Source organism: Candidatus Aquicultor sp., assembly GCF_054640775.1.
Window position 1 is genome coordinate 1 of record NZ_JBTSLF010000017.1, and the last position, 26018, is coordinate 26018.

25 protein-coding genes, 2 tRNA genes, 1 other RNA gene and 1 pseudogene are annotated in these 26018 nt (G+C 49.0%); 22 read left to right on the top strand and 7 right to left on the bottom strand.

Translation table 11 applies throughout. The annotated features are described in order from the left end of the window. Positions 1-130: 130 nt before the first annotated feature. The 3 genes from ACYC56_RS02670 to ACYC56_RS02680 form a co-directional block, all read right to left on the bottom strand. Positions 131-661, bottom strand: a complete 531-nt coding sequence (locus tag ACYC56_RS02670) for a LabA-like NYN domain-containing protein (RefSeq protein ID WP_461372638.1) — start codon at positions 659-661, stop codon at positions 131-133. A 346-nt stretch (positions 662-1007) separates the two neighbouring features. Further along, positions 1008-1475 carry a hypothetical protein gene (locus ACYC56_RS02675; RefSeq protein WP_461372639.1) on the bottom strand — a complete coding sequence of 156 codons (468 nt, stop codon included), beginning with the start codon at positions 1473-1475 and terminating at the stop codon, positions 1008-1010. Continuing rightward, the gene (locus ACYC56_RS02680; protein ID WP_461372640.1) at positions 1476-1919 is read right to left on the bottom strand and encodes a hypothetical protein; all 444 of its coding nucleotides are present in this window, start codon (positions 1917-1919) and stop codon (positions 1476-1478) included. Between the two features lie 142 nt (positions 1920-2061). Here ACYC56_RS02680 and ACYC56_RS02685 point away from each other — a divergent pair, with 142 nt between their 5' ends. Next, the gene (locus ACYC56_RS02685; protein WP_461372641.1) at positions 2062-3507 is read left to right on the top strand and encodes a hypothetical protein; all 1446 of its coding nucleotides are present in this window, start codon (positions 2062-2064) and stop codon (positions 3505-3507) included. 327 nt (positions 3508-3834) lie between these two features. Here ACYC56_RS02685 and ACYC56_RS02690 read toward each other — a convergent pair whose 3' ends face one another. Next, positions 3835-4125, bottom strand: coding sequence for a hypothetical protein (locus ACYC56_RS02690; RefSeq protein WP_461372642.1), 291 nt, complete (start codon positions 4123-4125; stop codon positions 3835-3837). A 507-nt stretch (positions 4126-4632) separates the two neighbouring features. Between ACYC56_RS02690 and tadA the strand changes: the two genes are divergently transcribed. Next, positions 4633-5100: a tRNA adenosine(34) deaminase TadA gene (gene tadA / locus ACYC56_RS02695; protein WP_461372643.1), complete on the top strand. Its 468-nt coding sequence runs from the start codon at positions 4633-4635 to the stop codon at positions 5098-5100. A 13-nt stretch (positions 5101-5113) separates the two neighbouring features. On the opposite strand, the gene ACYC56_RS02700 is transcribed toward tadA, so the two are convergent. Then, positions 5114-5485 carry a hypothetical protein gene (locus ACYC56_RS02700; protein ID WP_461372644.1) on the bottom strand — a complete coding sequence of 124 codons (372 nt, stop codon included), beginning with the start codon at positions 5483-5485 and terminating at the stop codon, positions 5114-5116. A 205-nt stretch (positions 5486-5690) separates the two neighbouring features. Between ACYC56_RS02700 and ACYC56_RS02705 the strand changes: the two genes are divergently transcribed. The 11 genes and pseudogenes from ACYC56_RS02705 (at position 5691) to ACYC56_RS02755 (ending at position 12983) form a co-directional block, all read left to right on the top strand. Further along, positions 5691-5779, top strand: a tRNA-Ser gene (locus tag ACYC56_RS02705). Between the two features lie 167 nt (positions 5780-5946). After that, positions 5947-6035 (top strand) — tRNA-Ser (locus ACYC56_RS02710). 7 nt (positions 6036-6042) lie between these two features. Then, positions 6043-6308: signal recognition particle sRNA large type (gene ffs, locus ACYC56_RS02715), an RNA gene on the top strand. A gap of 40 nt (positions 6309-6348) precedes the next feature. Next, positions 6349-8076, top strand: coding sequence for a DNA polymerase III subunit gamma/tau (dnaX, locus tag ACYC56_RS02720; RefSeq protein WP_461372645.1), 1728 nt, complete (start codon positions 6349-6351; stop codon positions 8074-8076). After that, positions 8077-8415 (top strand): YbaB/EbfC family nucleoid-associated protein, encoded by a 339-nt coding sequence (locus ACYC56_RS02725; protein WP_461372646.1) that lies wholly within the window; start codon positions 8077-8079, stop codon positions 8413-8415. It abuts the gene before it with no gap. A 266-nt stretch (positions 8416-8681) separates the two neighbouring features. Further along, positions 8682-9281: a recombination mediator RecR gene (gene recR, locus ACYC56_RS02730; RefSeq protein WP_461372647.1), complete on the top strand. Its 600-nt coding sequence runs from the start codon at positions 8682-8684 to the stop codon at positions 9279-9281. 132 nt (positions 9282-9413) lie between these two features. Then, positions 9414-9992: a 2-oxoacid:acceptor oxidoreductase family protein gene (locus tag ACYC56_RS02735; protein WP_461372648.1), complete on the top strand. Its 579-nt coding sequence runs from the start codon at positions 9414-9416 to the stop codon at positions 9990-9992. Beyond that, positions 9992-10315 (top strand): 4Fe-4S binding protein, encoded by a 324-nt coding sequence (locus ACYC56_RS02740; protein ID WP_461372649.1) that lies wholly within the window; start codon positions 9992-9994, stop codon positions 10313-10315. Before ACYC56_RS02735 ends, ACYC56_RS02740 begins: the two co-directional genes overlap by 1 nt. A 65-nt stretch (positions 10316-10380) precedes the next feature. After that, a complete protein-coding gene (porA, locus tag ACYC56_RS02745) occupies positions 10381-11550 on the top strand; it encodes a pyruvate ferredoxin oxidoreductase (RefSeq protein WP_461372662.1) in 1170 nt (389 codons plus the stop codon). Positions 11551-11557: 7 nt separating this feature from the next. Continuing rightward, positions 11558-12487: pseudogene (locus ACYC56_RS02750) on the top strand (thiamine pyrophosphate-dependent enzyme). Between the two features lie 124 nt (positions 12488-12611). Next, positions 12612-12983 carry a hypothetical protein gene (locus ACYC56_RS02755; RefSeq protein ID WP_461372650.1) on the top strand — a complete coding sequence of 124 codons (372 nt, stop codon included), beginning with the start codon at positions 12612-12614 and terminating at the stop codon, positions 12981-12983. A gap of 119 nt (positions 12984-13102) precedes the next feature. Here the strand turns inward: ACYC56_RS02755 and ACYC56_RS02760 are convergent, their stop codons facing one another. Both ACYC56_RS02760 and ACYC56_RS02765 read right to left on the bottom strand, forming a co-directional pair. After that, positions 13103-16306, bottom strand: a complete 3204-nt coding sequence (locus tag ACYC56_RS02760; RefSeq protein ID WP_461372651.1) for a DEAD/DEAH box helicase — start codon at positions 16304-16306, stop codon at positions 13103-13105. A 38-nt stretch (positions 16307-16344) separates the two neighbouring features. Beyond that, positions 16345-16518 (bottom strand): hypothetical protein, encoded by a 174-nt coding sequence (locus ACYC56_RS02765; protein ID WP_461372652.1) that lies wholly within the window; start codon positions 16516-16518, stop codon positions 16345-16347. A 77-nt stretch (positions 16519-16595) separates the two neighbouring features. On the opposite strand from ACYC56_RS02765, the gene ACYC56_RS02770 reads away from it, so the two are divergent. The 9 genes from ACYC56_RS02770 to cas2 all read left to right on the top strand — a co-directional run bounded on the left by ACYC56_RS02770 (position 16596) and on the right by cas2 (position 25678). Beyond that, positions 16596-16817, top strand: a complete 222-nt coding sequence (locus tag ACYC56_RS02770; RefSeq protein ID WP_461372653.1) for a type II toxin-antitoxin system HicB family antitoxin — start codon at positions 16596-16598, stop codon at positions 16815-16817. A gap of 3 nt (positions 16818-16820) precedes the next feature. Next, positions 16821-17039 (top strand): type II toxin-antitoxin system HicA family toxin, encoded by a 219-nt coding sequence (locus ACYC56_RS02775; protein ID WP_461372654.1) that lies wholly within the window; start codon positions 16821-16823, stop codon positions 17037-17039. A gap of 760 nt (positions 17040-17799) precedes the next feature. Next, complete coding sequence (gene cas3, locus ACYC56_RS02780) at positions 17800-20124, top strand: CRISPR-associated helicase Cas3' (RefSeq protein ID WP_461372655.1); 2325 nt, start codon at positions 17800-17802, stop codon at positions 20122-20124. 16 nt (positions 20125-20140) lie between these two features. Further along, positions 20141-20884 (top strand): type I-C CRISPR-associated protein Cas5c, encoded by a 744-nt coding sequence (gene cas5c, locus ACYC56_RS02785; protein WP_461372656.1) that lies wholly within the window; start codon positions 20141-20143, stop codon positions 20882-20884. Beyond that, positions 20885-22702, top strand: a complete 1818-nt coding sequence (gene cas8c, locus ACYC56_RS02790) for a type I-C CRISPR-associated protein Cas8c/Csd1 (RefSeq protein WP_461372657.1) — start codon at positions 20885-20887, stop codon at positions 22700-22702. Continuing rightward, positions 22702-23703 carry a type I-C CRISPR-associated protein Cas7/Csd2 gene (gene cas7c, locus ACYC56_RS02795; protein ID WP_461372658.1) on the top strand — a complete coding sequence of 334 codons (1002 nt, stop codon included), beginning with the start codon at positions 22702-22704 and terminating at the stop codon, positions 23701-23703. Before cas8c ends, cas7c begins: the two co-directional genes overlap by 1 nt. A gap of 4 nt (positions 23704-23707) precedes the next feature. Beyond that, positions 23708-24349 carry a CRISPR-associated protein Cas4 gene (gene cas4 / locus ACYC56_RS02800; RefSeq protein ID WP_461372659.1) on the top strand — a complete coding sequence of 214 codons (642 nt, stop codon included), beginning with the start codon at positions 23708-23710 and terminating at the stop codon, positions 24347-24349. Beyond that, positions 24346-25380, top strand: coding sequence for a type I-C CRISPR-associated endonuclease Cas1c (cas1c, locus tag ACYC56_RS02805; protein WP_461372660.1), 1035 nt, complete (start codon positions 24346-24348; stop codon positions 25378-25380). Before cas4 ends, cas1c begins: the two co-directional genes overlap by 4 nt. A gap of 7 nt (positions 25381-25387) precedes the next feature. Further along, a complete protein-coding gene (gene cas2, locus ACYC56_RS02810) occupies positions 25388-25678 on the top strand; it encodes a CRISPR-associated endonuclease Cas2 (RefSeq protein WP_461372661.1) in 291 nt (96 codons plus the stop codon). Positions 25679-26018 lie beyond the last annotated feature (340 nt).

Genomic DNA, 26018 nt, shown 5'->3' on the forward strand with positions numbered 1-26018 from the left:
TAGCATCACGTTATATTTCTTCTTCCTCATCAGTGGAGCCTCCTTACCTATATAATTTCGTCGAGGCAAGGATGTCACATTATTTTACTCAGCACAAGCGTGATGGTGTACTAGCGGCCAATCAAGATTATCATGGTAGGAGCTCGTCTATGAATTTATCGAGCATAAGTAGCTTGTTGCAAGCTTGCCCTAAGTGAAAAGCTTTCCGATTGGTAAAAGTGCCTAGCTCAACACGTTTTCCAAGACCCCTTACTGCCTTTACGACTTCTTCAAAATCACTGTCTGCACTTATGAGAACAGCGACGTCATATTCATCATTAAAAGCCTTCGTTAACATATCTATCGCTATCTTTATGTCAACGCCTTTTTCAATGTAAGTGTCATCCTGTTTATACATTCTGCCGAGACAGACTTCTACACCTTCGGTCTGACGTAGCTTACTAAAGAGCCGCTGCTGACCAGTAGCCATTGTTTTTGCTTTTTCGGTTCCATCATCAACGACCGGTGCTCGATAATAGTAAGTCTTAATAAACTTTCTGCCATCACCGGCAATCTTTTTAGAAAGCTCGCGGTAATCTAGCTTGCTGTCGCTTTTGCCACAATATCCTTTTATGCTGTGATAAAAGTTTGAACCATCGATAAAGATAATAACTCTGTCCATCCCCACATTGTAACAGAAATGTGCTAAACAAAAAAAATCCAAGGAACCATAAGCTCCTTGGATTTTTTACCGTTGCTGCACGCAACAACGGGATTGTAGCTTTTAACTATTCGTCTAGGCGAATAGTACCATCTAGCTTGACATGTGTCAAGAACCCACTTGACACGCTGCAATTATATTATCGACATTTATTCTTAAATGTAAACATGATTTCCAAAATTACTGCCGCAACTGCGAGAGTCTAACCGCCTTTTTCCACGAACGCGAATTTAAAAGACACGGGGCTGTAAATGCTAGCTTTTTGTTGATCCCCTATATGTTGGTACGAAATTGGGAAGATGCTTTATTATTCTGCGTTATGCTCACTCTTTGACCTTAGAACAAAAGCTGATGTGGCAAATGCGATTACTGCTATCGAGGTTGAATAGATGACAAATCGCTGTCTGACTTTGTGGACATAGGGTAGGTAATCAAGTATAAAATCGCGCTTGTGCTGTGGGAGCGATAATATTTCAAATGGATAAAAGTCATTTGAGAGTGTTGCTACGGCAGGAGCAATGGTTTTTTCATAATATTTCATCGCATGAACAAGTTTGTCGAACTTAGCCTTATCAAGATTTTTCGCATACCATATCTGTTCGTCCTTAGTCTTTGCCTCAAGCTCCCGCATTTCCCGCATTGGCTCTAGTTTTGCCGCTACGTTTAAAACATATTGTGAGATCTTGTAATTTCGGTCATTGTAAAGGTAGAAGATAGATCCAAACGCTATAGCCATCACTATTAAAACAACCATTATCTTGCTTGCAGATACCATTTAAGCCCCACCCCCACTTTGCTCAAGAGCGTATGCAGCCTGCTTTACCGCTTGCAGTATCTTTTCAAGCTCAACTTTATGCCCCGGGTTCTTAGCGTTGTTAATATCATTTGAGATGCTGTTTTTAATTAATTTGAAATAGTACCGTGTTGAAGGGAAAGGTATCAAAGCATCAATAAGGCCGTACCCAAAAAAACTTAGCAGTAAATACAGAATCGCGAAAAGCCAGCCATAAACCACAAAAAATGCAACTGCTGTACCAAGATGCAATAATCTGGTCAACCAGCCCATTATTCCAACCCAATTCGGCGTTAACAACATCTGATATTCTGGATTACTCGCCCCCGTGTGCTCTCTTGATAATAATAATGTCACCCGCTGATATTTAAATACATAATTAAATATCAGCCAGTCGACAATTAGCAGCACTATCGCAATGTTCATAATCCCTCTCTAGCCTATAATATTTACTTCATAGTATACGGCATTAGCAGTAGATATTCCTGCATCTGTACATGCAGGTCTTTTATAGGCATGTTTCTGCTACACTATGTTAACAAGGTAGCTTTAAATGGGGGGATAGATCGTGTTGATTCTAGGAGAGCCTAACGATAAAGGCAGGCAGCTAGAGGAACTTACACGCGTTTTGCTAGCCAACATGAGTGTGACAGATATAACCGTTCGCGAAATACGGGCGGGTGGAGAGGAAATTGATGTTAGCGGGAGCCAAATTCTTCCTATGCTAGGAGGAGCACAAACGCACCAGATTATCTGCGAGTGTAAAGCACATAATAGCCCTATCGACCTCCCGCAATGGCTAAAATTTTTAGGAAAGGTTTTTGCGCAGGAAAAATCTTGTGGTGTGAATATCTCGGGGTGTTTCATCTCGCTATCAGGTGTTAATGGTAATGTTATGGGGCACTTTAAAGAGCTCCGTAACCACTACGACAAAATAAATCTGGTAGAGGGCGATGATTTGCTAAAGTCTGTTTCAAAGGTTTTTAACCTCTCTGAATTAGACGTGGTTAAACTAACACTAAGTAAGTATACGGATCGTCAAGTATTCAGACATGATATTGCTTACTATGATGGCTGTGTTTACTGGATTTTATTCTTTAGTGCTGATAAATACACAATTCTTGATTCAACCGGTGCATTATTGTCTGAAGAACAACGTTCAGTTTTGTGTCCTCTAATTGAGGATATAGAGAGTGCACGTTCTTACATTGACTTAGAGCAAGAGGAGCAAGCGCGCGAGAGACTCTGGCAGCTTGAACGGGATATTTTATCTCAAATAATGATGAATAATGGCAGTGTTGCTAGCAGTGAATTGATAGCGATTCAAACGGGTCAAAATGGTTTTACAGCGGAAGAATGTGAAAAAACTATAGATAACCTAATAGGCCATGATTGGATTCTGCGAAGTGGTGACCGACAAGAGGTGGGGTTTCATGCTGAAGACGCAGATAATTATTATGAACGTTTGGCATTAATATATCGTGTTCTAGTTGCCAGGCCTCCCATTGTTGAGGTATTGGGTTGCGACTATTTCGATGCCCATATTAATGAACGCCTGATAAGTGAAATACAGAGAATCCAAGGGGGCTTGGTGCTATCGCCTGAAGATATTGAAGAGATTAGTAATGTCTTAAAAATATCACCCCACGCATTGTCGAAAGCATTACGGCCCGACCCCATAGTTATTGCATTAAATGCCCAACCAGGCTTAGATGGGGCAGATTTAGACAAATTTAAGGCTAGCTATTTTATGGTCCAGCTATACTTTGAATTAGCGGAAGATTTTAAAAGCTCTAGCTTTCTATTTAAGTACTTCTATGAAACTCGTGGCTTAAGAGAGATTGATATTCTTCAGAAGATTCAAGTCAAAAGTGAGACAGGGATTGAATTAGATAGAGAGATGCGGCAACGGAGAGGCCTTGAAAAGGCATTCTCAGTCATAGATGAAGAAATAATGGATGGCTATTTGCCTAGCTTGCTACCTGATAATACGCCAGAGCCATGGGATTATTAAATAATGGCTTGGCACAAGGCTTTATTTAAGATGCTAGTCTTTCCGGGACGGTCTGAGGGCATAAACGGGTTAGACTCACCGTAGATAAACTCGAAAGAGATTGAGAAGGATAGCTATTATTAATAGACATAGGCAAGCTGCTAACGCTCATCTAACGTAGGTACAAATAACACCAAAGACAACCCCTAGCCATTGCATAAGATAGCTCTTTATATTCACAAATAACAAGGAAGAACACCAGAATATAAGGTGTATTTTCCCAGGCAGGACTACGAATCAAGAGGTCGGGGGTTCGAATCCCTCCGGGCACGCGAAATACACCGATTGTTAAGCTCCAGTTTGCACCGATGGCTTCATCACGCCATCGAATCCGATCTCGTAGACTACACCCGCTTCATCCTGCAACGTCGCACGAACGTTCTTTAATGCATTAACCGCAGCTTCTCGCGTGGTATACGACCATATCAGCACCTCTTCGCCGTTTGGAAGGGTGATTCCGTAGAACTCATAGTGATTACCGTATGCCTTAAATGAGAAACCTACCATGTCATAAACACCGGCGCCCTCAATCTCTATCGTATCGCCATGTTTGGTAGTTTGTTGTACCCAAACCCACATACCGACTCCTTTTGTGGTGTTACCTATTATTGCCGCAAAGCTTTTATATCCCTTTAACTATACCGCTTAAACCCTACTGGACATAGCGATATTAAACGGGTCTCTAGTGAAAAAAATTTAAGCGACGAAATGGATCCGTCGCTTAAAAATATAGTGGCTCGGTGAGTTATTTGAGGAAAAATGAGGTAAGTTAAGCTTTTCCGGTCCTAACTTAGTTAACAATTGATACAAACTCGTTTAACTGCTCCCATGCTCCCTTTTGTAATTCCAATATTATCAAACAATTATGCATAAATCAAGGCTGATAGGTAACATTAATACATATTATTGTATAATCTATGCATGCTCTCCCCCCCCACGGCCCACCCAATCGGGTGAAAAACGACGTATTTTTGCACGGTAAACATCTATCCCAACCTTGGTTTATAATAAAGCGAGGGCTATGGAAAGGAGACCTTTATGGGAGAGAAGACGTTTACGAATTTTGAGAGAGTCCACTAATACGTGATGACTACGGATGATATCAAGTACATGCAAAAAGCGATCGAGGAGGCCAAACTGGCCGCACGTGCGGGCGAGGTGCCGGTTGGCGCGGTTATCGTGTGCGACGGCGAGATAGTCGCGCTTGCCAGGAATGAGCGCGAGGAACGCGAGAGCGCTACGGCGCATGCCGAGATTCTTGCGATTGAAGAGGCCTCAAAGAAACTTGGGCGCTGGCGGCTGAGCGACTGCACGATCTATGTCACCAAAGAGCCCTGCCCGATGTGCGCGGGCGCGATTTTTCAGGCCCGGATGAAGCGGTTGGTCTTCGGGCCATCCGACCAGAAATCGGGCGCGGCCGGCACCCTCTACAATATCGTGCAGGATGAGCGCCTTAACTGGCAGCTCGAAGTCACACGCGGCGTCCTCGAAGAAGAAAATGTAGCGCTGCTACAGGAGTTCTTCCGTGAGCGCAGGGCAAAAGACACTCGGTAAGATCATCGTAAGTTTATGAAGCTTTCTTAAAGCCCTCCGTGTCTTCCTTGAGTATATCGACGGCTTCAGTAACATCCGAGGCGTAGCGTAACTTATGTGGGGAATCGAGTATCGTCTGCACTAATGCCGTCCGGTCCGGAGGCCCGGCGATAACAAGGGTCATCTTGGAGAGCCACGCTGCAATCTTCCTGCAACTCAGGCTTCTTACTTGATCGGATATCGATGAGCACTCTGCTATATCGATGATGACCGGCACCTCGCCGTGCTCGGAGTACCCCCGGGCGAGCAGGTGGATGGAATTGAGCGTGGAAAGCTCCAGGCTTCCCTTAACTTTAATAACGGGGAACCCGCCCGAGAAACAGGTTTCCATTCTTGTTTCGACCATGTAGACCTTCCTTTAATGGTATAAGCGTTTTCGCATTACTTAATTATTTCCATCGCTGTCTTTAAGAAACCCATATGTGGTTTTTGTCATGGACGTCGCGAGGATCCGCGTCACGCCGACGTTGTGTTAACGCACAAGACTTGGTAAAATTATTACGCCGTTCGGGCGAGTCCGTACGGCGTGCATCTATCTAAACACCACTGCTGGAGGAGTCGCATAGTCCGGCCGAGTGCGGCGGTCTCGAAAACCGTTAGGGGCGCAAGTCCCTCGAGGGTTCGAATCCCTCCTCCTCCGCAAAATAAATAAGCCGGATCAGAATTCGGCTTATTTATTTTGTAGAACGGAAAAGCGCCCGCTTGGGTAAAGTGCCCAAGCTTACTGTATGTGAAATTCTAGTCGCGTGTGGTAAAATTGCAAGGTGAAAAAATGTTCGAAAGTTTTTTCACAGTGATGTTTCATCTGGAGGAGTCGCATAGCTTGGCCTAGTGCGCACGACTGGAAATCGTGTTGGCGGGGAACCGTCTCGAGGGTTCGAATCCCTCCTCCTCCGCAGATGACCGTGCTAGGTGGGGAGGTAGCGGTGCCCTGTTGCCCGCAATCCGCTATAGCGGGACTGAATCCCTGCTCGAGGCTCCCCGGTTGTGAGGTCGGTTGTTGCGCAAGTGGTATTGAGAGTCGGGTCCTGCGCAACGGAAACTCGTGAACCCCGTCAGGTCCGGGAGGAAGCAGCGGTAAACGGGCTATTCCGTGTGCCGTGGGGAAGCCTGGCTGGAGCTAACTACGTAGCAGCGCTTGGGGCCGGATGTCAGAAGCAGGTGCACGGTCGTCATCTTTTTCAACCAAAAACCGCCGGAGGCTTAAAAGTGGCGTACGTATCGCTGTATCGAAAATGGCGACCGCAGACCTTCGATGAGATAGCAGGGCAACCCCACGTTATCCAGACGCTAAAAAACGCGATCGACAAGGGGAGAATCGCCCACGCCTATCTTTTCTGCGGTCCACGCGGTACAGGAAAAACCTCGGTGGCGCGCATCCTGGCGAAAGCCATCAACTGTGCGCAGGGGCCTACGGCGACACCCTGCAATGAGTGCGATCCCTGCAGGTCGGTCAACGAGGGCAGCTCTATCGATGTATTAGAACTCGATGCGGCCTCAAACCGCCGGGTCGAAGAGATTCGCGACCTTCTCGAGAAGATCCCCTATAGCTCGACGCAGGGCGGCAAAAAAGTCTATATCATAGACGAGGTCCACATGCTTACCACCGAGTCGTTCAATACGCTTTTAAAGACGCTTGAGGAACCACCCGAGCACGTTGTTTTCGTGCTCGCGACCACCGAGCCGCATAAGGTTTTGCCCACGATTCTCTCGAGATGCCAGCGGTTTGATTTCAGGCGTATCTCGGTCGCTGATATCGAGGCGCGCCTGCGCTTTGTCGCTGAGGCCGAGCATATCGATATCGATGAGAGCGCGCTCTTTTTAATCGCACACCATGCGCAAGGCGCGCTTCGCGATGCGCTCGGGGTGCTGGACCAGCTTGCATCCTTCTCGAAGGAGAAGATAGCGAGCGCCGATGTCGTCGCGCTGTTGGGTATCACCGACAGTGAGCTTTTATTGCAGTTTTCCGATACCCTTATCAAGGCTGACCTTGGCGAAGGGCTTTTGCTTGTCGATGGCCTTATTGAGAAGGGTTTTGATCTTCGTCAGTTTATCCAGGACCTTTTGGGACATCTTCGCAATCTCTATCTTGCGCAAACCGTGCCCGATATGAGCCTTGCCAGTGTGCCGGATGAGCTGAAAGAAAAACTAACCGGGCAGGCGTCGCGGGTCAACCCGCGCTCGCTCCTCTTTTTTATAAACACGCTTAGCGACCTCTATAACCAGTCGAGGTGGGCGACCGATATGCGCCTGCTTTTTGAGATCGCCCTCTTTAAGATGGTAAAAACGGGCGATGATGCCTCTATCGAAGGCGTTATGCACCGGGTGGAGCGTTTGGAGAACGCCCTGGCGGGAGGGGTGGCGCCACCAGCAAAAGAGCGGGGACGGAAACCTGCCGCTACGACCACCCCTTCTGAGCCGGTCGAGGCTCCGGGGATGCCGGCGGGCGCGATAGTCGATATGGAGCTGGTGAAGCGGGCGTGGCCGCAGGTGTTAAAGATCATAAAAGAAAAGAAGCGCTCACGGTACGATTTCTTTGCGCGCGCCGCGCTCAATCGCGTCGAAGACGGGAGGCTGGTACTCGCCCTTAAGGAGAGCGATAAGGCATTCGTGGAGACGCCGGAGAATCTGAAGCTGCTTCGCGATGCGCTCAAGACCGCGAGCGGTGTCGCCGTCCCGATTATGTGTGAGCTTGCAGCGGAGGCACCCGGCAAAACCACCGAGAGACCTAGCAGTACGGTGGGCAGCTCAGTGAGTGATGCAACCGGTGGTAATGTCAAGACGGTTGCAGTTACACGTACCTCGGCGGAAGACGGTCTCATCCCATCCGACACCATACCCGCAGATGATTACATTAAATTGGTTCAGGATACATTTGGTGCTAAGATAGTCGAAGAAATTTCGATCGACGAGATTAAAAACCAGGAGGGCACATAGATGAAGGGCGGTCCACAGTACGGAAACATGATGAAGCAAATCCAGAAGATGCAGGCCGATATGGCAAAGGCCGAAGCGGAACTGGCGGAAATTAAAATAGAGGCGAGCGCGGGCGGCGGCGCGGTCAAAGCCGTTGTAACCGGCAAGCAGCAGCTTCTTGAGGTGAGAATAGACCCCTCGGTAGTCGACCCCGAAGACATCGAGATTCTCGAGGACATGATCGTTGCCGCAGTAAACGAAGCGCTGCGTCAATCTCAGGACATCGCGCAGAAGAAGATGGCCGAGGTAACGGGTCCGCTCGCGGGCGGTTTGGGCGGCTTAGGCCTGCCCGGATTCTAAAGAGCAGTAGGCAGTATGCAGAATGAGAGTCGAGGGTGCGGGTCATCGTAGACTGTGACTATGCTCTTGTATTTCCATCCCAAATGCTGCTTACTCCCTTCCCCTAACGCTTCTTTGTCCAAGAATTATTTTTAGGAATCAGGTATAATTAAGGGGCTATCAGTTCTCAGCCATCGCTAACAGTCAGTTTATCTCGACCCGTAGATGGGCCCTGTAAGCTGGTAGCTACAGCCACAATACGAGAAAGTAAGGTGTTATAGTAATCTATGTCCTACTACGCTGGCCCAGTTGCAAGCCTGATCGAGGAACTCTCCAAGCTTCCGGGTATCGGGCCGAAAACCGCGCAACGACTTGCTTTTTTTATCCTCAAGGAGTCGCCGGATGATGCGAAAAAACTGGCGCGAGCCATCGATGAGGTAAAAGATAAAATACGCTTTTGCGATGAGTGCTTTAACGTTACCGATGCGGTAAGATGCGAATTCTGCAAAGATCCGGGCCGCGACCAGGCGGTCATCTGTGTCGTGGAGGAACCCCGCGACATCGTCGCGCTTGAGAAAACCGGCGAGTTTAAGGGGCTTTACCATGTCTTGCAGGGTGCGATCTCTCCTATCGACGGCATCGGGCCGGACGATATTCGGGTTAAAGAACTTTTGAAACGGCTCGGCGAAAAAGATGTGCGCGAGATCGTTATCGCGACCAACCCCAACATCGAGGGCGAGGCGACGGCGATGTATCTCGCGCGGCTTATCAAGCCCCTTGGTATTAGGGTCACACGCATCGCCAGCGGCCTGCCCGTGGGCGGGGATCTTGAGTATGCCGACGAGATAACCTTAGGTCGCGCCCTTGAAGGAAGACGGGAAATGTAGTTTTACCGTTAAAATCATGATACTTTAGTTACTTTTTATTTACAGATAAAGGGAACGCTATTACAATACTTCTATTACCCTTTGGCTAGTGGCCATTGGCTGGTGGGAGCTTAGATATTTTCGGAGGTGACAATGGGAGAGGAAAAACTTACTGAGATTCGCTGGCACGCACGGGGTGGCCAGGGTGCGGTTACGGCCGCAAAACTTCTGGCGGAGACGGCCCTTTCGCAAGGCCAGTACTTTCAGGCGTTTCCGGAGTACGGCCCTGAGAGAATGGGCGCTCCGATTCTGGCATTCACGCGAATCAGCAACGAACCTATCCACATCCGCAGCAGTATCACAAATCCTGAGATCGTCGTGGTTCTCGACCCGACTCTTCTTAGCGCAGTTGATGTTACTGAGGGCGTGGGTGCAGACGGTGTTTTAGTTATCAACACCGGCGAGGAGCCGGCGGCGATTCGTAAAGCCATGAAGCTGAAAGGCCGCAAGGTCTATACGGTCGATGCGACCAAGATCGCGCTGGAGACAATCGGCCGCGCAATTCCAAACACACCCATGATGGGTGCGCTAGTTCGGGTTACGGGTGTAATACCGATTGAGAACGTGACGGAGTATCTGCGCAAGTCATTCGGCAAGAAGTTCTCCGAGGAGATCATCGAGGGCAACGTAAAGGCCGTCGAGCGCGCCTACGCGGAGGTGAAAGCAGAATAATGAGTAAAACACAGACCAAATGGAACATCAAAGGCATTGAGAGCTGGGGTTGGAAGAAGCATCCGCTGGGCGCTACCATCCCCGAAGCCGGCAATGCCGCTGACTATAAGACCGGTGGGTGGCGTTCGAACAAGCCGGTGCACGACGTGGAAAAATGCACGAACTGCCTTCTCTGCTGGATCAACTGCCCCGACTCGTCCGTAAGCATTAAGGACGAGAAGTGGGACAGCTTTGATTACGACCATTGCAAGGGCTGCGGCATTTGCGCCAGCGTTTGCACGCCAAAGGCCATCACGATGGTCCCTGAAGGAGGCGAGGAATAATGGCTACAACGGTTACGAAAGCTGTAAAAGCTACCAAGGCAAGCGCAAAGCAGAAGACGGTCGCCATGACCGGTAACATAGGATGCGCGCTCGCCATGAAGCAGATCAACCCGGATGTTGTCGCGGCGTATCCGATCACCCCTCAGACGACGATCGTCGAGGAATTTGCGAATCACGTGGCAAACGGCCTGGTGGATACCGAGTACATCAATGTGGAGTCCGAGCACAGCGCGATGAGCGCCTGCATCGGTGCTTCTGCGGCCGGGGCCAGGGTTATGACGACAACCTCGTCCCAGGGTCTTGCGCTTATGTGGGAGGAGCTTTCCATCGCATCGGCGATGAGGCTGCCAATCGTGATGCATAACGTAAACAGGGCGCTCTCCGGCCCGATCAACATCCACTGCGACCACTCGGATTCGATGGGCGCACGCGATATGGGCTGGGTGCAGATCTTCGGCGAGACCGCGCAGGAAGCGTATGATAACACGATCATCGCGATGCGCGTTGCCGAACACGAGAAAGTAATGCTGCCGGTCATGATCATGCACGACGGCTTTATTACAAGCCACGCGATCGACCGCTTTGATGTGTTAGAAGACGATGCCGATGTTAAAAAGTTCGTCGGCGAGTACGTGCCGAAGCGCGCGCTGCTCGATACCGATAACCCGATGACGTTCGGTCCGTTCGCGATGCCGCCATATTACTACGAGCAGAGGAAAGCCATGCGCGTCGCGCTTGAGAACGCTAAAGATGTCGTTCTTAAAGTTTCGAAGGAGTATGGCAAACTCTCGGGTAGGACGTATGGCCTGTTCGAGGAGTATCGTCTTGATGACGCGCATATCGCCATTGTTGTTATGGGCTCAACTGCCGGTACCACGCGCTATGTTGTCGATAAACTGCGCGACAAAGGTATGAAGGTCGGAATGCTCAAGCCACGGCTTTTCAGGCCGTTCCCATCCGAAGAGATGGCGGCGGCACTTTCGCATATAAAGGCGGTAGCGGTTATGGACCGCGCCGATTCAATCGGTGCGCCCGGCGGACCGGTCTACATGGAAGTTAAATCGGCGCTTTACAACAGCGCAAAACGTCCGCACGTTCAGGGCTATGTATATGGTCTTGGCGGTCGCGATACCGGCCCGGATCAGATCGAGACGGTTTTTGAAGATCTGAAAAAGCTGGCACGAGGCGAAGAGGCCCCGCGCGACGCCGTTACATTACTTGGAGTAAAGGAGTAGGAGGCAGATGGCAACTATTAAAGAGCTTAGTCATAAAGAAGAACGCCTTACCGGCGGCCACAGGCTGTGCGCTGGTTGCGGAGCCTCCATCGCTGTTCGCCAGGTGCTGCTTGGCGCGGACGGCCCGGTAGTTGCGGGCTCGGCGACAGGATGTCTCGAGGTCTCGACCACCCCGTATCCGTTTACGGCATGGGACATCCCGTTCGTCCACAACGCGTTCGAGAACTCGGCGGCCACGATGAGCGGTGTCGAGGCGGCATACAATGCGCTTAAGAGAACAGGAAAAATCCCTGCGGATAAAGAGATAAAATTCGTCGCCTTCGGCGGCGACGGCGGCACCTACGACATCGGTTTGCAGTCGCTCTCCGGTGCGATGGAGCGCGGCCATAACATGCTCTATGTTTGCTATGATAACGGCGCATATATGAACACCGGTATCCAGCGCTCGGGTTCGACCCCGTTCGGCGCTTCGACGACGACATCGCCGGCCGGTAAAGTACGCCAGGGTAAGCCGCAGATGAGAAAAGACCTTACTCAGATCATGGCGGCACACAACATCCCGTATGTTGCGCAGGCGAGTATCAGCCACTGGAAGGACCTCGTCAACAAAGCAGAGAAGGCGTTTGCGGTTGACGGTCCGGCCTTCATCAACGTGATGGCGCCATGCCCTCGTGGGTGGAGGGTCGGCAACGACCAGACGGTCGAGATCTCAAAGATTGCGGTTCAGACCGGGTTCTGGCCGCTTTATGAGGTCGAAGACGGCGAGTGGAAGCTCAACTTCAAGCCGAGGGAACTCAAGCCCGTCGAGGAGTTCTTGAAGCCCCAGGGTCGCTTTTAGCACCTGTTCAAACCGGGCAACGAACACCTCATCGAGGAGTTCCAGGCCCAGGTCGACACGAACTGGAACCGGCTTAAGAAACGCTGCGGCGTAGAGTAAAGCCGGGGGTTCTGGATTCTTAAACCAGGGTCCGGGGTAAAACAACTAGGTATAATGTGGGACCGAGCTTGTCTCGGTCCCTTTGTGTTGGATAAACAATCCTAAGGAGAGATATACTATATTCATGCGACCGGATATCCCGTTTAGCCAGTATGCAGAAGAGGCGGCGCGCGACGTGTTCATCGTGGTCGAGCCGATCGCTTTAAAGATCGAGGACGGCGAAATCGACGATGCCCGGCAGATGCTGGGTCGTCTCACCCTGTGGTTTTTAGACCAAATCGAAGCCGGAAAGCTCGAGCCATGGAAGGCGCGCAACTCGTATTTCTTACTCAACGTGTACCTAACGGACAATTATCCAGGGAATATTCTGGGCGAGGAAGCCCACGAGCTTATTTACGAGGGGACCCTTCTTCATGAATATGGTAAGGACTTCGGCCCGGATATCGGCTATATGAGAGAGCTTGCAGGACGCCTTTTAAGCGAGCATCCACAGTAAGACAAATGCACAATCGTAAGCTAATTACAATCTGTTATAAATCTATTATAGATTTCTGTAAAATTTATAATAAAAGCTGGGTTAACCTGGTCATGCGCTCTTAACGGTCATATCGTGCTTTATACATCTACCCGTCTAAAAAGCTCTTCCAAGTCGTCTTTGGTAAGGGATTTGCCTACATCGCCTTCGGATAAGAAGTTATCGAACAGCGCTTTCTTGCGCTCCTGGAGCTTGAGTATTTTTTCTTCGATGCTGTCTTTGGTAATCATTTTATAGACAAATACGTGCTTGTCCTGGCCTATGCGGTAGGCTCTGTCCGTAGCCTGGTTCTCAACCGCCGGATTCCACCAGGGGTCAAGGTGGATGACGTAGTCGGCGGCGGTAAGATTAAGCCCCGTGCCGCCGGCTTTAAGGCTTATCAAGAACAGGGGGACATCGCCTTCATTAAACTTCTTAATGACTTTCGAGCGGTCGCGCGTGCGCCCGTCCAGGTAACAATACGGGATGTTCTTGCTATCGAGCCATCGCTTCAACAAGGCGAGCATTTGAGTAAATTGGCTGAAAACGAGGGCGCGGTGCCCTTCGTTTGCAAGTTGCCCGACCATCTCCTCAAAAAGCTCCATTTTGCCGGATGTCTTTACCTTATGCGGGGCGACTTTAAGAAGTTGGGGGTGATTGCAGACCTGCCGTAATTTCAAAAGGGCGTCGAGAATCGTAATATGCGACCGCTCGATGCCTTTTTTAGCGATCGACTCAAACACTTTGGCCCGGTAGGTATTTAAAACCTGCTGGTAAAGGGTTCTCTGGGATGAAGTCATTTCGCAGTAAGCGATGATCTCAGTTTTAGGCGGCAGTTCCTTTGCGACATCCTGCTTTACCCTTCGCAAGATAAAGGGCTTCAGCCTTCTTTTCAGTCTCTGAAGCGCCACCATATCTCCGGTTTTCGCGATCGGTTTTTCATACCGTTTCTGGAAACTTTTGTGGCCGCTCAATAATCCGGGCATCAGGAAATCAAAAATCGACCAGACTTCGGTAAGATTATTCTCCATCGGCGTACCCGTCAAGGCTAACCTATGATTCCCTGTCAAACGCTTGCATAGCTTGCTCGTTTGGGCCGCCGGATTCTTTATAAACTGGGCCTCGTCAAGGATTATATAATGGTACTCGTGTTTCTGTAGCTCCTCAAAATCGCGACGCAGCAGCGCATACGTAGTGATAACGATATCGGCGCTTGCTATACCTTCAAACCTCTGGTGACGCTCTGGGCCGGTAAGCACCAGCACCTTTAAATCCGGTGTAAAGCGGAGGCTTTCTTCTTTCCAGTTATACGAGACCGAGGTCGGCGCTACGATCAACGAGGGTTTTGCGGCACGCCCCTCGTTTTTCTCCCGTAAAAGATGGGCGAGCGTCTGGACGGTTTTTCCCAGGCCCATGTCGTCTGCTAAAATGCCGTTAAACGAAAAGCTTGAGAGGAAGCCAAGCCAGTCCAGGCCGTCTTTTTGATATCCTCTGAGAGTGGCCTCCAACCCGTGCGGGATATCGACCTTCTCTATCCCTTCAAACGAGTCAAGCCGTTCTCTTAGCATATCAAAAGAGGCGATAGAGTTCAGATCAATCCCCGACAGGATTTCTTCCGCCAGCGGGATATTATGCGACCTGAGTTTTAACTTGCCGTTGTTTGCGGTAGTGGCTATTTCCTGTCCTTCAAGATCAGCCAACTCTTCAAGGGGCGCGGTTACTTTATGCAACCAGTCAAGCGGAAGCGGCGCCCAGCTATCGTCATCCAATTGGATATACTTTCTTCCTGATTTGTAAGCTGCCAGCACGGTGGAGATATCGAGAAGCGAATCGCCGTAGCCAACCTCAAGGTTGAGATCAAACCAATCGATACCGGACGATATTCTTGCTCCAACTTTCGGCGCAGTTCTATTCAGGCGAAGAGAGCTGACCTCTCCCACGACCTCCCAGCCCCGAGCTTTTAATACAGCAACCGTATGCCACAAAAAATCTAAAGCGTCATCCCCATGGAGTTGGCCGGTTCCGGCAGGGCCGAGCGTAACGCCTGCTTCTTCAAGCATCTTGCGAGCGCTCTCTTCACCATCCAGTCGCCTTCGCACCCAAAACGAATCTCCGTCGCTTGTAGCTTTTAGTATCCTGGCCGAAGTGCCCGGCTCTACTTGAGGGGGACCGTCACCGTAGGCGAAACAGGGTTTTAAAACGAGTCCCTCGCTGTGACCTTCAAGGTAGAGGACCGGTCGCGGCTGGATATCATCACGGGCATCCTGTATCCTGGTACTTTTTATTTCCAGCGCATTTTTATCTTGGAGCGTGTCGTAGTAGCGCTCCATAAAAAGCGAAACCTGATCTTCTGAGACAACATGCGGTTCCTTTAAGAACGCCCTGAGAACTGAGCCGGGCAGGTTCGCCTCGAGCGGGAAAAACGCACGGCCATTGGTTAACCATGGCTTGCTCTCGCCAAGGATAAAAAGCTTATCTTTGACCTCGTTAATTTTTTCAGGATAAAACAGCACTTCGAACTTATGATTCTCGCCATCCTCGATAAGAGAGAGACCCGCCTTTATTGGGGCTATAGCTATATGGGCCTTTATCTGGGTAGAGCCGAGAAAAACATATTCTTCTTCGGCAAGCATCCGCAGCAGGGGATCGGTGATGTCGGGTGAAATATAGGTCGTGGAATAAATTAGCGTTCTGCCAAAAGCAAATAAACCCAAAATAGCTTTATCCCTGTCACGAATGAATGTGCTCGGCGACATCGGGTCATAGTAATAATGCTCTTCCTGTCCCTTGCCGTTTTTTCCAATTCGCGCCTTAAAGAGTTCGATCGCCAATTGGGAATTGGTGGTTACGCCTAGTCGATATATCAGGCGGTAGTAGCCGGTTTTTCGCTCCGGCGCGGTTGAACCAACGATTTTATCCAGGGCATGTTGCCATGGGATGTAACTGTTATGGTTCTCTATTGTGAGCTGGTTAAACTGGCCTGGATAAGTATTTTCTTTTAGCGGTTGCGAACTATAATCCAGGTAGGCAAGGGCTAAAGCCACCGCATGTTTGCAGACATCCGACCAGCCGTACGGGCAGTTGCACCAGCAATCAAGGTCGCCGTCCCTGAAGTCGATCCCGGTTGTGTAACGGTGGTTTCCGGAACCTCTTACTGTACCCGTGATGTATCCCAGCTCGTGCTCCTCCCAATCCACAACCTTGCCGTCTTGATAATATTGGCGGCCACGGCTGTAGATCGCCGGCAACGCGGCGTCCTTGATCATCTCTCGCGTTAGTTTATATTTCGAAATCCTCAAGCTCATTGTTTCAAGGTATTTTATCGGGTTTTCGGTGTCAAGCATTAGACAATGGGAGTGCCAGACAACGAGAGCATGAGCATGGCGACCGGTTCGGCAGATTTCCTGATGTCGCACATGCGGTTTACAGTGTCTAATCCAATCGTTACTGTTAACAACGTGTACACCATGGTATTTAGCGCAGATGAAAAAGTAGATAAGGCCTTTCGAAATGCCACGCCCCAAGCTAATATGATATAATCGCTTCGAAACTGATAGTAACGAGTATCTCTAGGAGCATTGAGGAGTGGATCAAATGAGAATAGGGGTCGTTCTTCACCCTGATCTTGAAGGTGGGTATACGGTGACCGTTCCATCTCTTCCCGGTTGTATCTCTGAGGGCGATACGGTAGAAGAAGCTCTTGAAAATATTAAAGAAGCAATTAAATTGTTCATAGAAAGCATGCGCGAGCATGGCGAAGAACTTCCTGAAGAGGCAGATGATATTTTTACCGCAGTTGAGATTGAGGTAGCTTAAGTCATGACGAAACCCCCGCATCTTTCAGGCAAGGAGATCATCAAAGCCTTAGAGAGAGCGGGCTATTCAATCGATCGTCAGCGCGGAAGCCACGTTATTTTAATGCATGCTACTCGCCCCAGAATCTCTGTGCCGAATCATAAAAGCGTAAAACCAGGAACCTTGCGCGCAATTATAAAGCAAACTGGATTTACGGTAGATGAATTTGAGGAGCTTCTTTAAGAAATCTGTCTCGAACCGAACATTGCCTGAGCCCAAAGAGCCCGCTGGGTTATAGTAATCCAATTCCCTAGGCTTTCAGAACCAGCACGGTACCCAAGTGTGTCTCGAATAATTAAAACCATTCTCGATAATTCAGTGCTTGCTGCCGGTTAAATAGTACGAGCTTCTGAGTCATTACCAGTAAGAGCTAAGCCTCAAATCCTCCATCAATGAAAGTATTTAATTAATTTGATATTTGTAGCAGGAATATCTTTCAACGTAGAGAAAGTATAATTAAAGGCTATTACGACTAACGCACCGTAGCATAACCTCAGTAATTATTTGTCGACCTTTCTGCACCAAAAGAATAGACCTTACTTTCTATAAGTAATCAAAGACAAAATGCAAGTCTGATGATTTAAACCGGAGGCAGAAGCGTTGTTGGTTGAGTTAACGGAAGTTACCATAAATACCGATCAAGCAATACCCCAGGACTTCGCACCAAAGCTCAGAGGTTTTTTCGGCAATTATTATAGAAATCGGTTTGAATTTCACCAACGTGATTATAAGTTTTGCTTACGGTATCATCTTTGTCATAATCATAAAAACCGCTGCTAAAACATATAAGCCAGTAGCTGGGCGGCTTCAGCTAAAGGCTGGTATCAAGCGGCTTCTACTGCAGCATATTGATTTATAGAATCGCAAAGCATTTTGGCGTGCGTTCGGTGAAGGATAGCAGAGATATTTGACGGGGCTATAGTAAAACCAAGAGAGGTTTCTAGTGACAACCTATTACGCACATAGCGCTAATAATGAACTGCATAAACATACTATTAAAGACCATCTCCAATCGGTTAGCCGGATCATTGAAGGAACTTCTATTGGGCACGAATTTACTTGTGAGGCTCAACTGGCAGGATTATTGCATGATCTCGGTAAGTATGGCGACCTTTTTCAGGCGCGTTTGCGAGGTGAGGCTAGTGGGCTGGATCATTGGTCAGCAGGTGCATGGGTGGCATTAACGGCATATCAATCTGTTGCTGCGTCTTTGGCCATTCAAGGCCATCATATCGGCTTGCAACAAGGTAGCCGACCGACCCTTCGCAACATGGACCCGACGGTTCTATCTCAGCAGCATCCGTTGAAATTAAAGCTCAGCGATGTTGATCTCGGTAGACTTAAAACCCGTCTTAATAGAGATGGTATAAACGTCTTAGTGCCAAGCAGCTATGTTATCAATCCTAAAGAGGGTTTTAAGAATCCCGTTGCTTCAATGTTGGATGTTAGGATGCTCTTTTCGTGTTTGACAGACGCTGACTTTTTGGACACCGAAGCCCATTTTGATGGCAACGAGCAGGGAAAGCACTATCGAGAGAATGGTCCCAGTCTGGATGCGGCAAAAGCGCTAAGTGTGTTGGAGAACTTTATGGATAAAAAAGTTCGCAACAACAAAAACAACGCGGATCAGAACGTTCTGGACGCTCGCAACGCCCTATGGGGTATGGTGACAGCGTCAGCAGCCGCAAAACCAGGTCTTTTTACTCTTACTGCACCGACCGGTAGCGGCAAGACTCTTGCCATGCTCAAGTTCGCCTTAGAGCATGCGGACCGCAATGGATTGAAACGGGTCGTGTTGGCTGTGCCGTATCTATCTATTATCGAACAGACGGCGGCGATTTATCGGGATGTATTCCAAGCGTTTCCTGACAACTTTGTGCTTGAGCATCACAGCCTTGCAGGCTTGGGTAGCGAAGAATCGAAAAACGACGCCGAGACTGCCAATGACCGTGCTCGACGGCTACTATCGGAAAATTGGGATGCTCCGATTATTATTACAACTAATGTGCAGCTGCTGGAGTCGCTATTCTCAAACCGTCCTTCGACTTGCCGCAAGCTGCATAGTCTAATGGAATCAGTCATTATGTTCGATGAGGCTCAAACCTTGCCGCAGGCGCTCGCTGTACCGACGTTGGGGACGCTTTCCCATCTTTCGCATACATACCGATCCTCGGTTGCCTTTGCTACGGCGACGCAACCAGCCTTCGACGCATTGGATAACGCGGTAACGAAACTCGTTTCCGTGGGCTGGCAACCCGTCGAAGCAGCGCCCAATCATGCGCGGCTTTACGATTCCCTGCGCCGTTATAGCGTGCGCTGGCCTAAAGAAGGTGAAACAAAAGAGTGGTCGGCCTTTGCGGATGAGGTTAGCAATGAGGAGCAAGTGCTGTGTGTGGTGAATCTCAAGAGCCATGCGGCAGCACTGCTCGAAGAGATCAAGTACTATGATGCAGTTTTTCATCTTTCAACCAACCTCTGCGCTTACCACCGACGTTTTGCTCTGGATGTAGTCCGTACAAGGTTGAAAGAAGGCAAACCGTGTCGCCTGGTCTCGACCCAATGCGTGGAGGCTGGCGTGGACGTTGATTTCCCTGTAGTTTACCGCGCACTAGCGCCGCTTGACTCTATTGCCCAAGCAGCTGGCCGATGCAATCGTGAAGGGCGGCTAATGGACGAAGTTGGAAATCGTAAAATGGGCGAGGTGCGGGTCTTCGAGCCCGATGTTGATGGCAATTTCCGGAAGCGTTATCCAACCTACGCATACTTCCAGGCGGCTGAGGTAACGCGAACTATGCTCATAACAGCAGGCGAGTCAGGTCTTGACCTAAATGATCCAGCCGTGTTTCGTGATTACTACCATCGGCTCTATGACCTGAGCAAGCCGGAGACGCAAAGCAAGGAACTAACAGAGGCATTTTCATCGGTGGATTTTGTCCGTGTGGCGCAGGAATATAGGTTGATCGATAAAGCTGCCATTCAAGTACTTGTCCCATATCGTCCATATCTTGATGTGTACGATGAGTTACAGCATGACCAGGATGAACAAGGAATAAGCGCCAAATGGATACGCCGTGCCCAGGGGCTGGCGGTCAGCATTTTTCGCCCCGCACTCGATCATCCTGCATGGGAAGCACTCATCCCGGCAAAATTGCGTTACGGAAAGGGCGTTTCAGACGAATGGTTTATTCTTGAAGATCGTAACGGCCAGCTTTACGATGATGTCATGGGGCTGCAGCTGCCACAGTCCCAACAAATCCTAATTGGATAACGAAGGGAGGAACAATATGAGCAGACGGACACACACATTGGAAGTCTGGGGTGATTTTGCGTGTTTCACCCGCCCCGAAATGAAGGTTGAGAGGTTCAGCTATCCTGTTATAACTCCATCTGCGGCACGCGGAATATTCGACGCTATTTATTGGGAGGGGATACGCGACGGCCAGGCCATCCAGCCTTATTTCTATTGGCAGATTGAGCGGATTGAAATGTTGGAAATGCCGCGCTATATCGCCCTGCGACGGAATGAAGTCAAAGGTATCGTTCCAGGCAAAGCTATTCTTAATAAGTGGATGAGAGGCACAGAAAAGCCCGTGCCGCTATGGGCTGATAGCGATGATGCTACGACTGGTCGAACGCAACGCCAGACTATGGCACTCAAGAACGTTCATTACCGGCTTACCGCCCGTATAATTCCCAAGCCAAAATTCGGAGGACAGATCATAAAGTTCGATGAGATATTCGAAAGACGGGCAAAACATGGCAAGTGTTTTCAACAGCCCTTCTTTGGATGCAGCGAGTTTCCGGCTTTTTTTGAGTATGCTCAGTCAGGCGATGGGCACAAGCAACCAGTAGCGTTTGATCAACACATTGGCTTGATGCTCTATGATGTTTTCGACCTACGGCGGGAAGTCGTTCGGGACGACAGACCATTTATTTCCCTCTTTGACGCTACTGTGGTGAATGGTGTTGTAGAAGTGCCTGCCTTCGAGAGCGAGATGGTACGTAAGCCGAAAGAGGGAGGTGGATAAATGCTCCAGCATGTTATTGAGTTTGCAAAGAAGAACATACCCCATTTGCAGCCTGGTTTTGGGCCGAAGCGGGTGAGGTGGCGAATTACTATTAACAGTACTGCGGTCGTTGAACCATATGGTGATAGTGAATATGGAAGCGAGTTGGAGAGGTGTCCCGAATATCCTGCTAATCTTCTTCAAGGCGGGGGGCGCTGTCAATTTTTGGTCGATACTCTTCAGGTAATGCTTCTATTCTTGGACAAGAATGATGATCCTGAAAAGTATCAAAAGAAGCACACCTATTTTATTGAATTGCTCAAAATGGCCTCGAACACAATCCCAGAGTTGATCGCAGCGGCAGATTTCTTTGCTGACAGTGAAAAACTTCAACTGTTACGGGAACGCCTAAACACATCAGGGGCCAAACCAACTGATAAAGCATTTTTCATTGTCGGCGGGTTCGATCCGCTCAAGCACGAACCATGTCTTGCATGGTGGACAGATTTTAGAGAGTCATTATCTGGTGGCGATAATACGTCATCACAGATGTTGTGTTTTTTGAGCGGAGATAATGCCGTTCCAGAAACAACACACCCCAAGATTTCTGGTCTCAAGTCGGTTGGTGGAAACGGTCAAGATACCCTTATTGGTTTTGATAAAAAAGCTTTTATATCATTTAGCCTAGAGCAGTCGACAAATTGTGCCATGTCGGAAAATGCTGTGAACTGCTATTCAAAAGGCCTTAATTTTCTTATTTCTAAGCATTCAAAAACGTTGGCTGGAACAAAGATTATCCATTGGTTCAAAGAGACTGTTAGGACTGAATACGACCCCCTGACTTTCCTCTACGACCCCCTCGCTTTCCTTAACGAACCGCCGGAACGGACGGAAGCGGCAGCGCAGAGTTCGGCCAGGCAGATTCTTGAGTCGTTGAGGAGCGGCAAGAGGCCTGTTCCTGCCAACAATCGCTATTTTACACTGACGGTTTCCGGCGCGTCGAGGCGGGTCATGGTGCGCGACTGGATGGAGGGAAGCTTTGAGGAACTGGTTACCAATATTGCAGCCTGGTTTGACAACTTTGAGATGACAAACCACTCTGGGAAGAATACAGCAAAAGACCCAAAACTTGAGCGAGTGGTTACCTGCCTGCTGCAACCGCGCAAAGAGCGCCAAAAGTATGATGATTGGGTGAAACCAATCGGTCACGCGAGACTCAATCTTCTCCATGCTGCAATCCAGCATCGGGCCATACCCTTTCATGTTATAGCCCGACTTGTAACACAACTCCCATCATTTTTTATGAGTGAAGAACTGAACCGCGCGCTTTTTGGAAAACAAGAGGATTCAGAGAATGCAGGTTTGTATCTTTCGCTACTCTATGCCCGCATGGGCTTAATCAAGGCCTACTTCATCCGCAAAGGAGGAGATAACTACATGAGCGTCTATTTGAACAAAGAACACCCCGAACCCGCATATCATTGCGGGCGACTTCTGGCGATGCTGGCTAGTCTGCAACGAGAGGCATTGGGCGACGTCGGTGCTGGTGTTGTTCAGCGTTACTATGTGGCTGCCAGCCAGACACCTGGCCTTACCCTCGGGCGGCTTTTCGGAAACGCCAAGAACCACTTGAGCAAGCTTAAAGGCGGTCTGCCTTTCTGGTACGAAGACCAGATAGCTGAGATTATGAGCCGCATCCAGGATCGCATTCCGGTAACCCTTGACCTCGAACGCCAGAGTCTCTTTGCTCTCGGCTACTACCAGCAGATCGCCGCTAATCGGGCAGGCAAAGACACTAAAACCAATGATAGCAATGCAACCAATGAAGGAGGCAATTAATGAGCATCCAAAACCGATATGAATTTCTCTATCTGTTCGACTGTGAAAACGGCAATCCCAACGGCGACCCGGATGCGGGTAACAGTCCTCGTATTGATCCGGAAGATATGCATGGTCTTGTTTCTGATGTGGCCCTTAAGCGCCGGGTTAGGAACTTCATTCAGGGAAAGTTTGGTGTTGATATTAAAGCCGCCGCCGCCAATGCTATCTATGTCCAGCATTCTACCAACCTTAATAAATACATTGCCAAGGCTCATGAAGAGACGAACGGCAAGCCTGAGGGTGGCGGGAACCGTAATCAAGTCGCAAATGCACGGGATTGGATGTGTAAAACCTTTTTTGATGTCCGTACCTTTGGCGCCGTTATGAGTACTGGTGCAAATGCAGGCCAAGTGCGTGGGCCGGTACAATTTTCCTTTGCTCGTTCGGCAGATCCCATTTTGCCGCTGGAGGCGTCCATCACACGTATGGCTGTGGCGGAGAAAGTAAGCAGTGCTAAAACCGCCGCGGATTACGAGAAATGGGAAAATGAGCAGGAAGAGGACAAGCTCCGCACCATGGGGCGTAAGGCGCTTATTCCTTATGGTCTGTATGTGGCTAAAGGCTTTGTCAGCGCCAATCTTGCAAAAGGGACTGGCTTTTCCGACGAGGATCTTAAAAACCTTTGGGAAGCGCTATTAAATATGTATGATCACGACCGCTCTGCTAGCAAAGGAATGATGTCATGTCGCGGCCTATACGTATTCAAGCATGTCGGAACAGATAGCGACCCGAGCCAACGTGTCAAGCAGGCGATGCTTGGATGTGCGCCAGCGCAAGTAATGCTTGATTCTGGCAACGTTATAACAATCAAAAAGAATGAAGATGCAATGCAAGCAGATAAGGTAACAGTGCCACGCAAGTTTTCACACTACAGCGTGACGGTAAACACAGGTAATATACCAGCCGGTGTTGAGTTATGGGTGCGCAACGATGCTGGCAATGGATTGAATAAGGTTTAATGGAATGCCTGACTGTAATTCGATTGATGAAGCAGATCGTGAGTTGATCGCTGTTTCTAGCCTAAGCCAATATAGCTACTGTCCTCGGCGGTGTGCTCTTATCTTTACAGAGCAATTGTGGAACGAAAATATATTCACAGCTAGGGGTCAGATAATGCATGAAAAAGTCGATTCGGCTGACCATGAGTCACGAGGAAGTGTTCGACTAGAGTATGCAGTTCCTCTGCGGTCAATCAAGCTCGGTCTAATTGGAAGGGCAGATGTGATTGAATTCCATAAGACGGAAGATGGGTGGAATGTTTTTCCTGTCGAGCATAAACTAGGCAAGCCTAAACCAGACAGTTCTGATAAAGTGCAGCTTTGCGCCCAGGCCATGTGCCTTGAGGAAATGATGGGTATTTCAATTGAGAGCGGTGCGCTGTTCTATGGACGCACACGTCGCAGGCTTGATGTTGTATTTGATCGAGACTTGAGGGCGGAAACTGAGACTACGGCTCGACTTGTGCATGAACTATTAGCGTCAGGCTTAACTCCTAAAGCTGAGTATTCGGCAAAGTGTAAGAATTGTTCCATGATGGAACTTTGTATGCCAAAAACCGGAAAGCACGTAGCTAATTACATTGAGGCCATGGTGAGGGTAGAATGAAACAGCATCTAAACACGCTTTTCGTTACAACTCAGGGTGCATATCTTGCAAAAGACGGTGAAACTGTTGCGGTCAGGGTTGAAAAAGAAATAAAACTTCGAGTGCCGATTCATACGATTGGAGGAATCGTCTGTTTTGGCCAGGTTAGCTGTAGCCCTTTCCTAATGGGGTTCTGTGCCGAAAAAGGTGTCTCAATAAGTTTCTTGACCAAAAATGGCAGGTTTCTTGCCAAGGTTCAAGGACCCGTATCGGGCAATGTGCTGCTTAGACGCGAGCAATATCGACGAGCAGATGATAAAGAAGCTGCGGCATCGATCGCACAGATGATCTTAATAGCCAAGCTTGCTAACTGCCGGTCAGTATTGCAGAGAGTGCTGCGCGATCATCCTAAAAAGGTTGCCATAAAAAGGGTTGCTCAAGCTTTAGACAAGATGACTGCGGCGATTGAAAGGCTGCGAGAACCTGAACTCACGCTAGACACATTGCGCGGGATCGAGGGAGAGTCGGCCAGCACATATTTCGGGGTCTTTGATAATTTAATAACGGCACAAAAGAACGACTTTATGTTCGATAAGCGCAATCGTAGACCGCCACTGGATAAGGTCAATTGCCTATTGTCCTTCGTTTACACATTGTTAATGCATGACGTTCGCTCAGCCCTAGAGGTTGTTGGGCTTGACCCGGCGGTTGGATTTTTACACAGGGACCGTCCTGGAAGATACGGTCTTGCGCTTGACCTAATGGAGGAGTTTCGCCCATATTTGGCCGATAGACTTGCCCTTTCGCTAATCAATTTATCACAGGTAAATGCCAAGGGCTTTTCTGCAAAAGAATCGGGTGCAGTTTGGATGGAGGATGAGACCAGAAAAGCTGTTCTAGTTGCTTATCAAACGAGAAAGCAAAAAGAGATTGTACATCCGTTCTTGAAGGAGAAGGTTACGATCGGTTTGCTGCCGTGGGTGCAAGCTTTACTGTTGGCAAGACATCTAAGGCGCGATATTGACGGCTACCCGCCTTTTATCTGGAGGTAGGCAATAGATGTTTGTTGTGGTGAGTTACGACGTCGCACTTGATGACGCTAACGGGCAGCGACGCTTGCGGCGTGTGTCTAAGGCGTGCAAAGATTACGGGCAAAGAGTCCAGTATTCAGTTTTTGAGTGCATAGTGGATCCTGCGCAATGGGCGATATTGAAGCACAGATTGATCTCAGAAATCGACCCAGAGAAAGACAGTCTGCGGTTTTATTATTTAGGCTCGAATTGGCGTCGTCGTGTTGAGCATATTGGCGCGAAAAAGACGATAGAACAAGACGGCCCGCTTGTGGTCTAGGGGACGGCGAACCGTAAGCACGCAACGTTTCCCAGGGAGGTTCGCCGGAACCATAGGTCGTATTTACAGCGCTTATTAGCACACAACTTAGTAGAATAATTGCTATATTTATGTAATAGTAAGCGCATGACCTGTTGCTTTATTAATGTGCAGGAGGTGATGTCTATATATGCGTCTCTCGCAAATTATTGATGTTGACACAGGTGAATATGTGAAAAACAAAGTGACAATAATGAAAACCGCAGCATAAATGCAGTCGCCCCCCATGCGGGGGCGTGGATTGAAACTAGATATCGGCCATAAACGCCGGTAATCCTTTTACGGTCGCCCCCCATGCGGG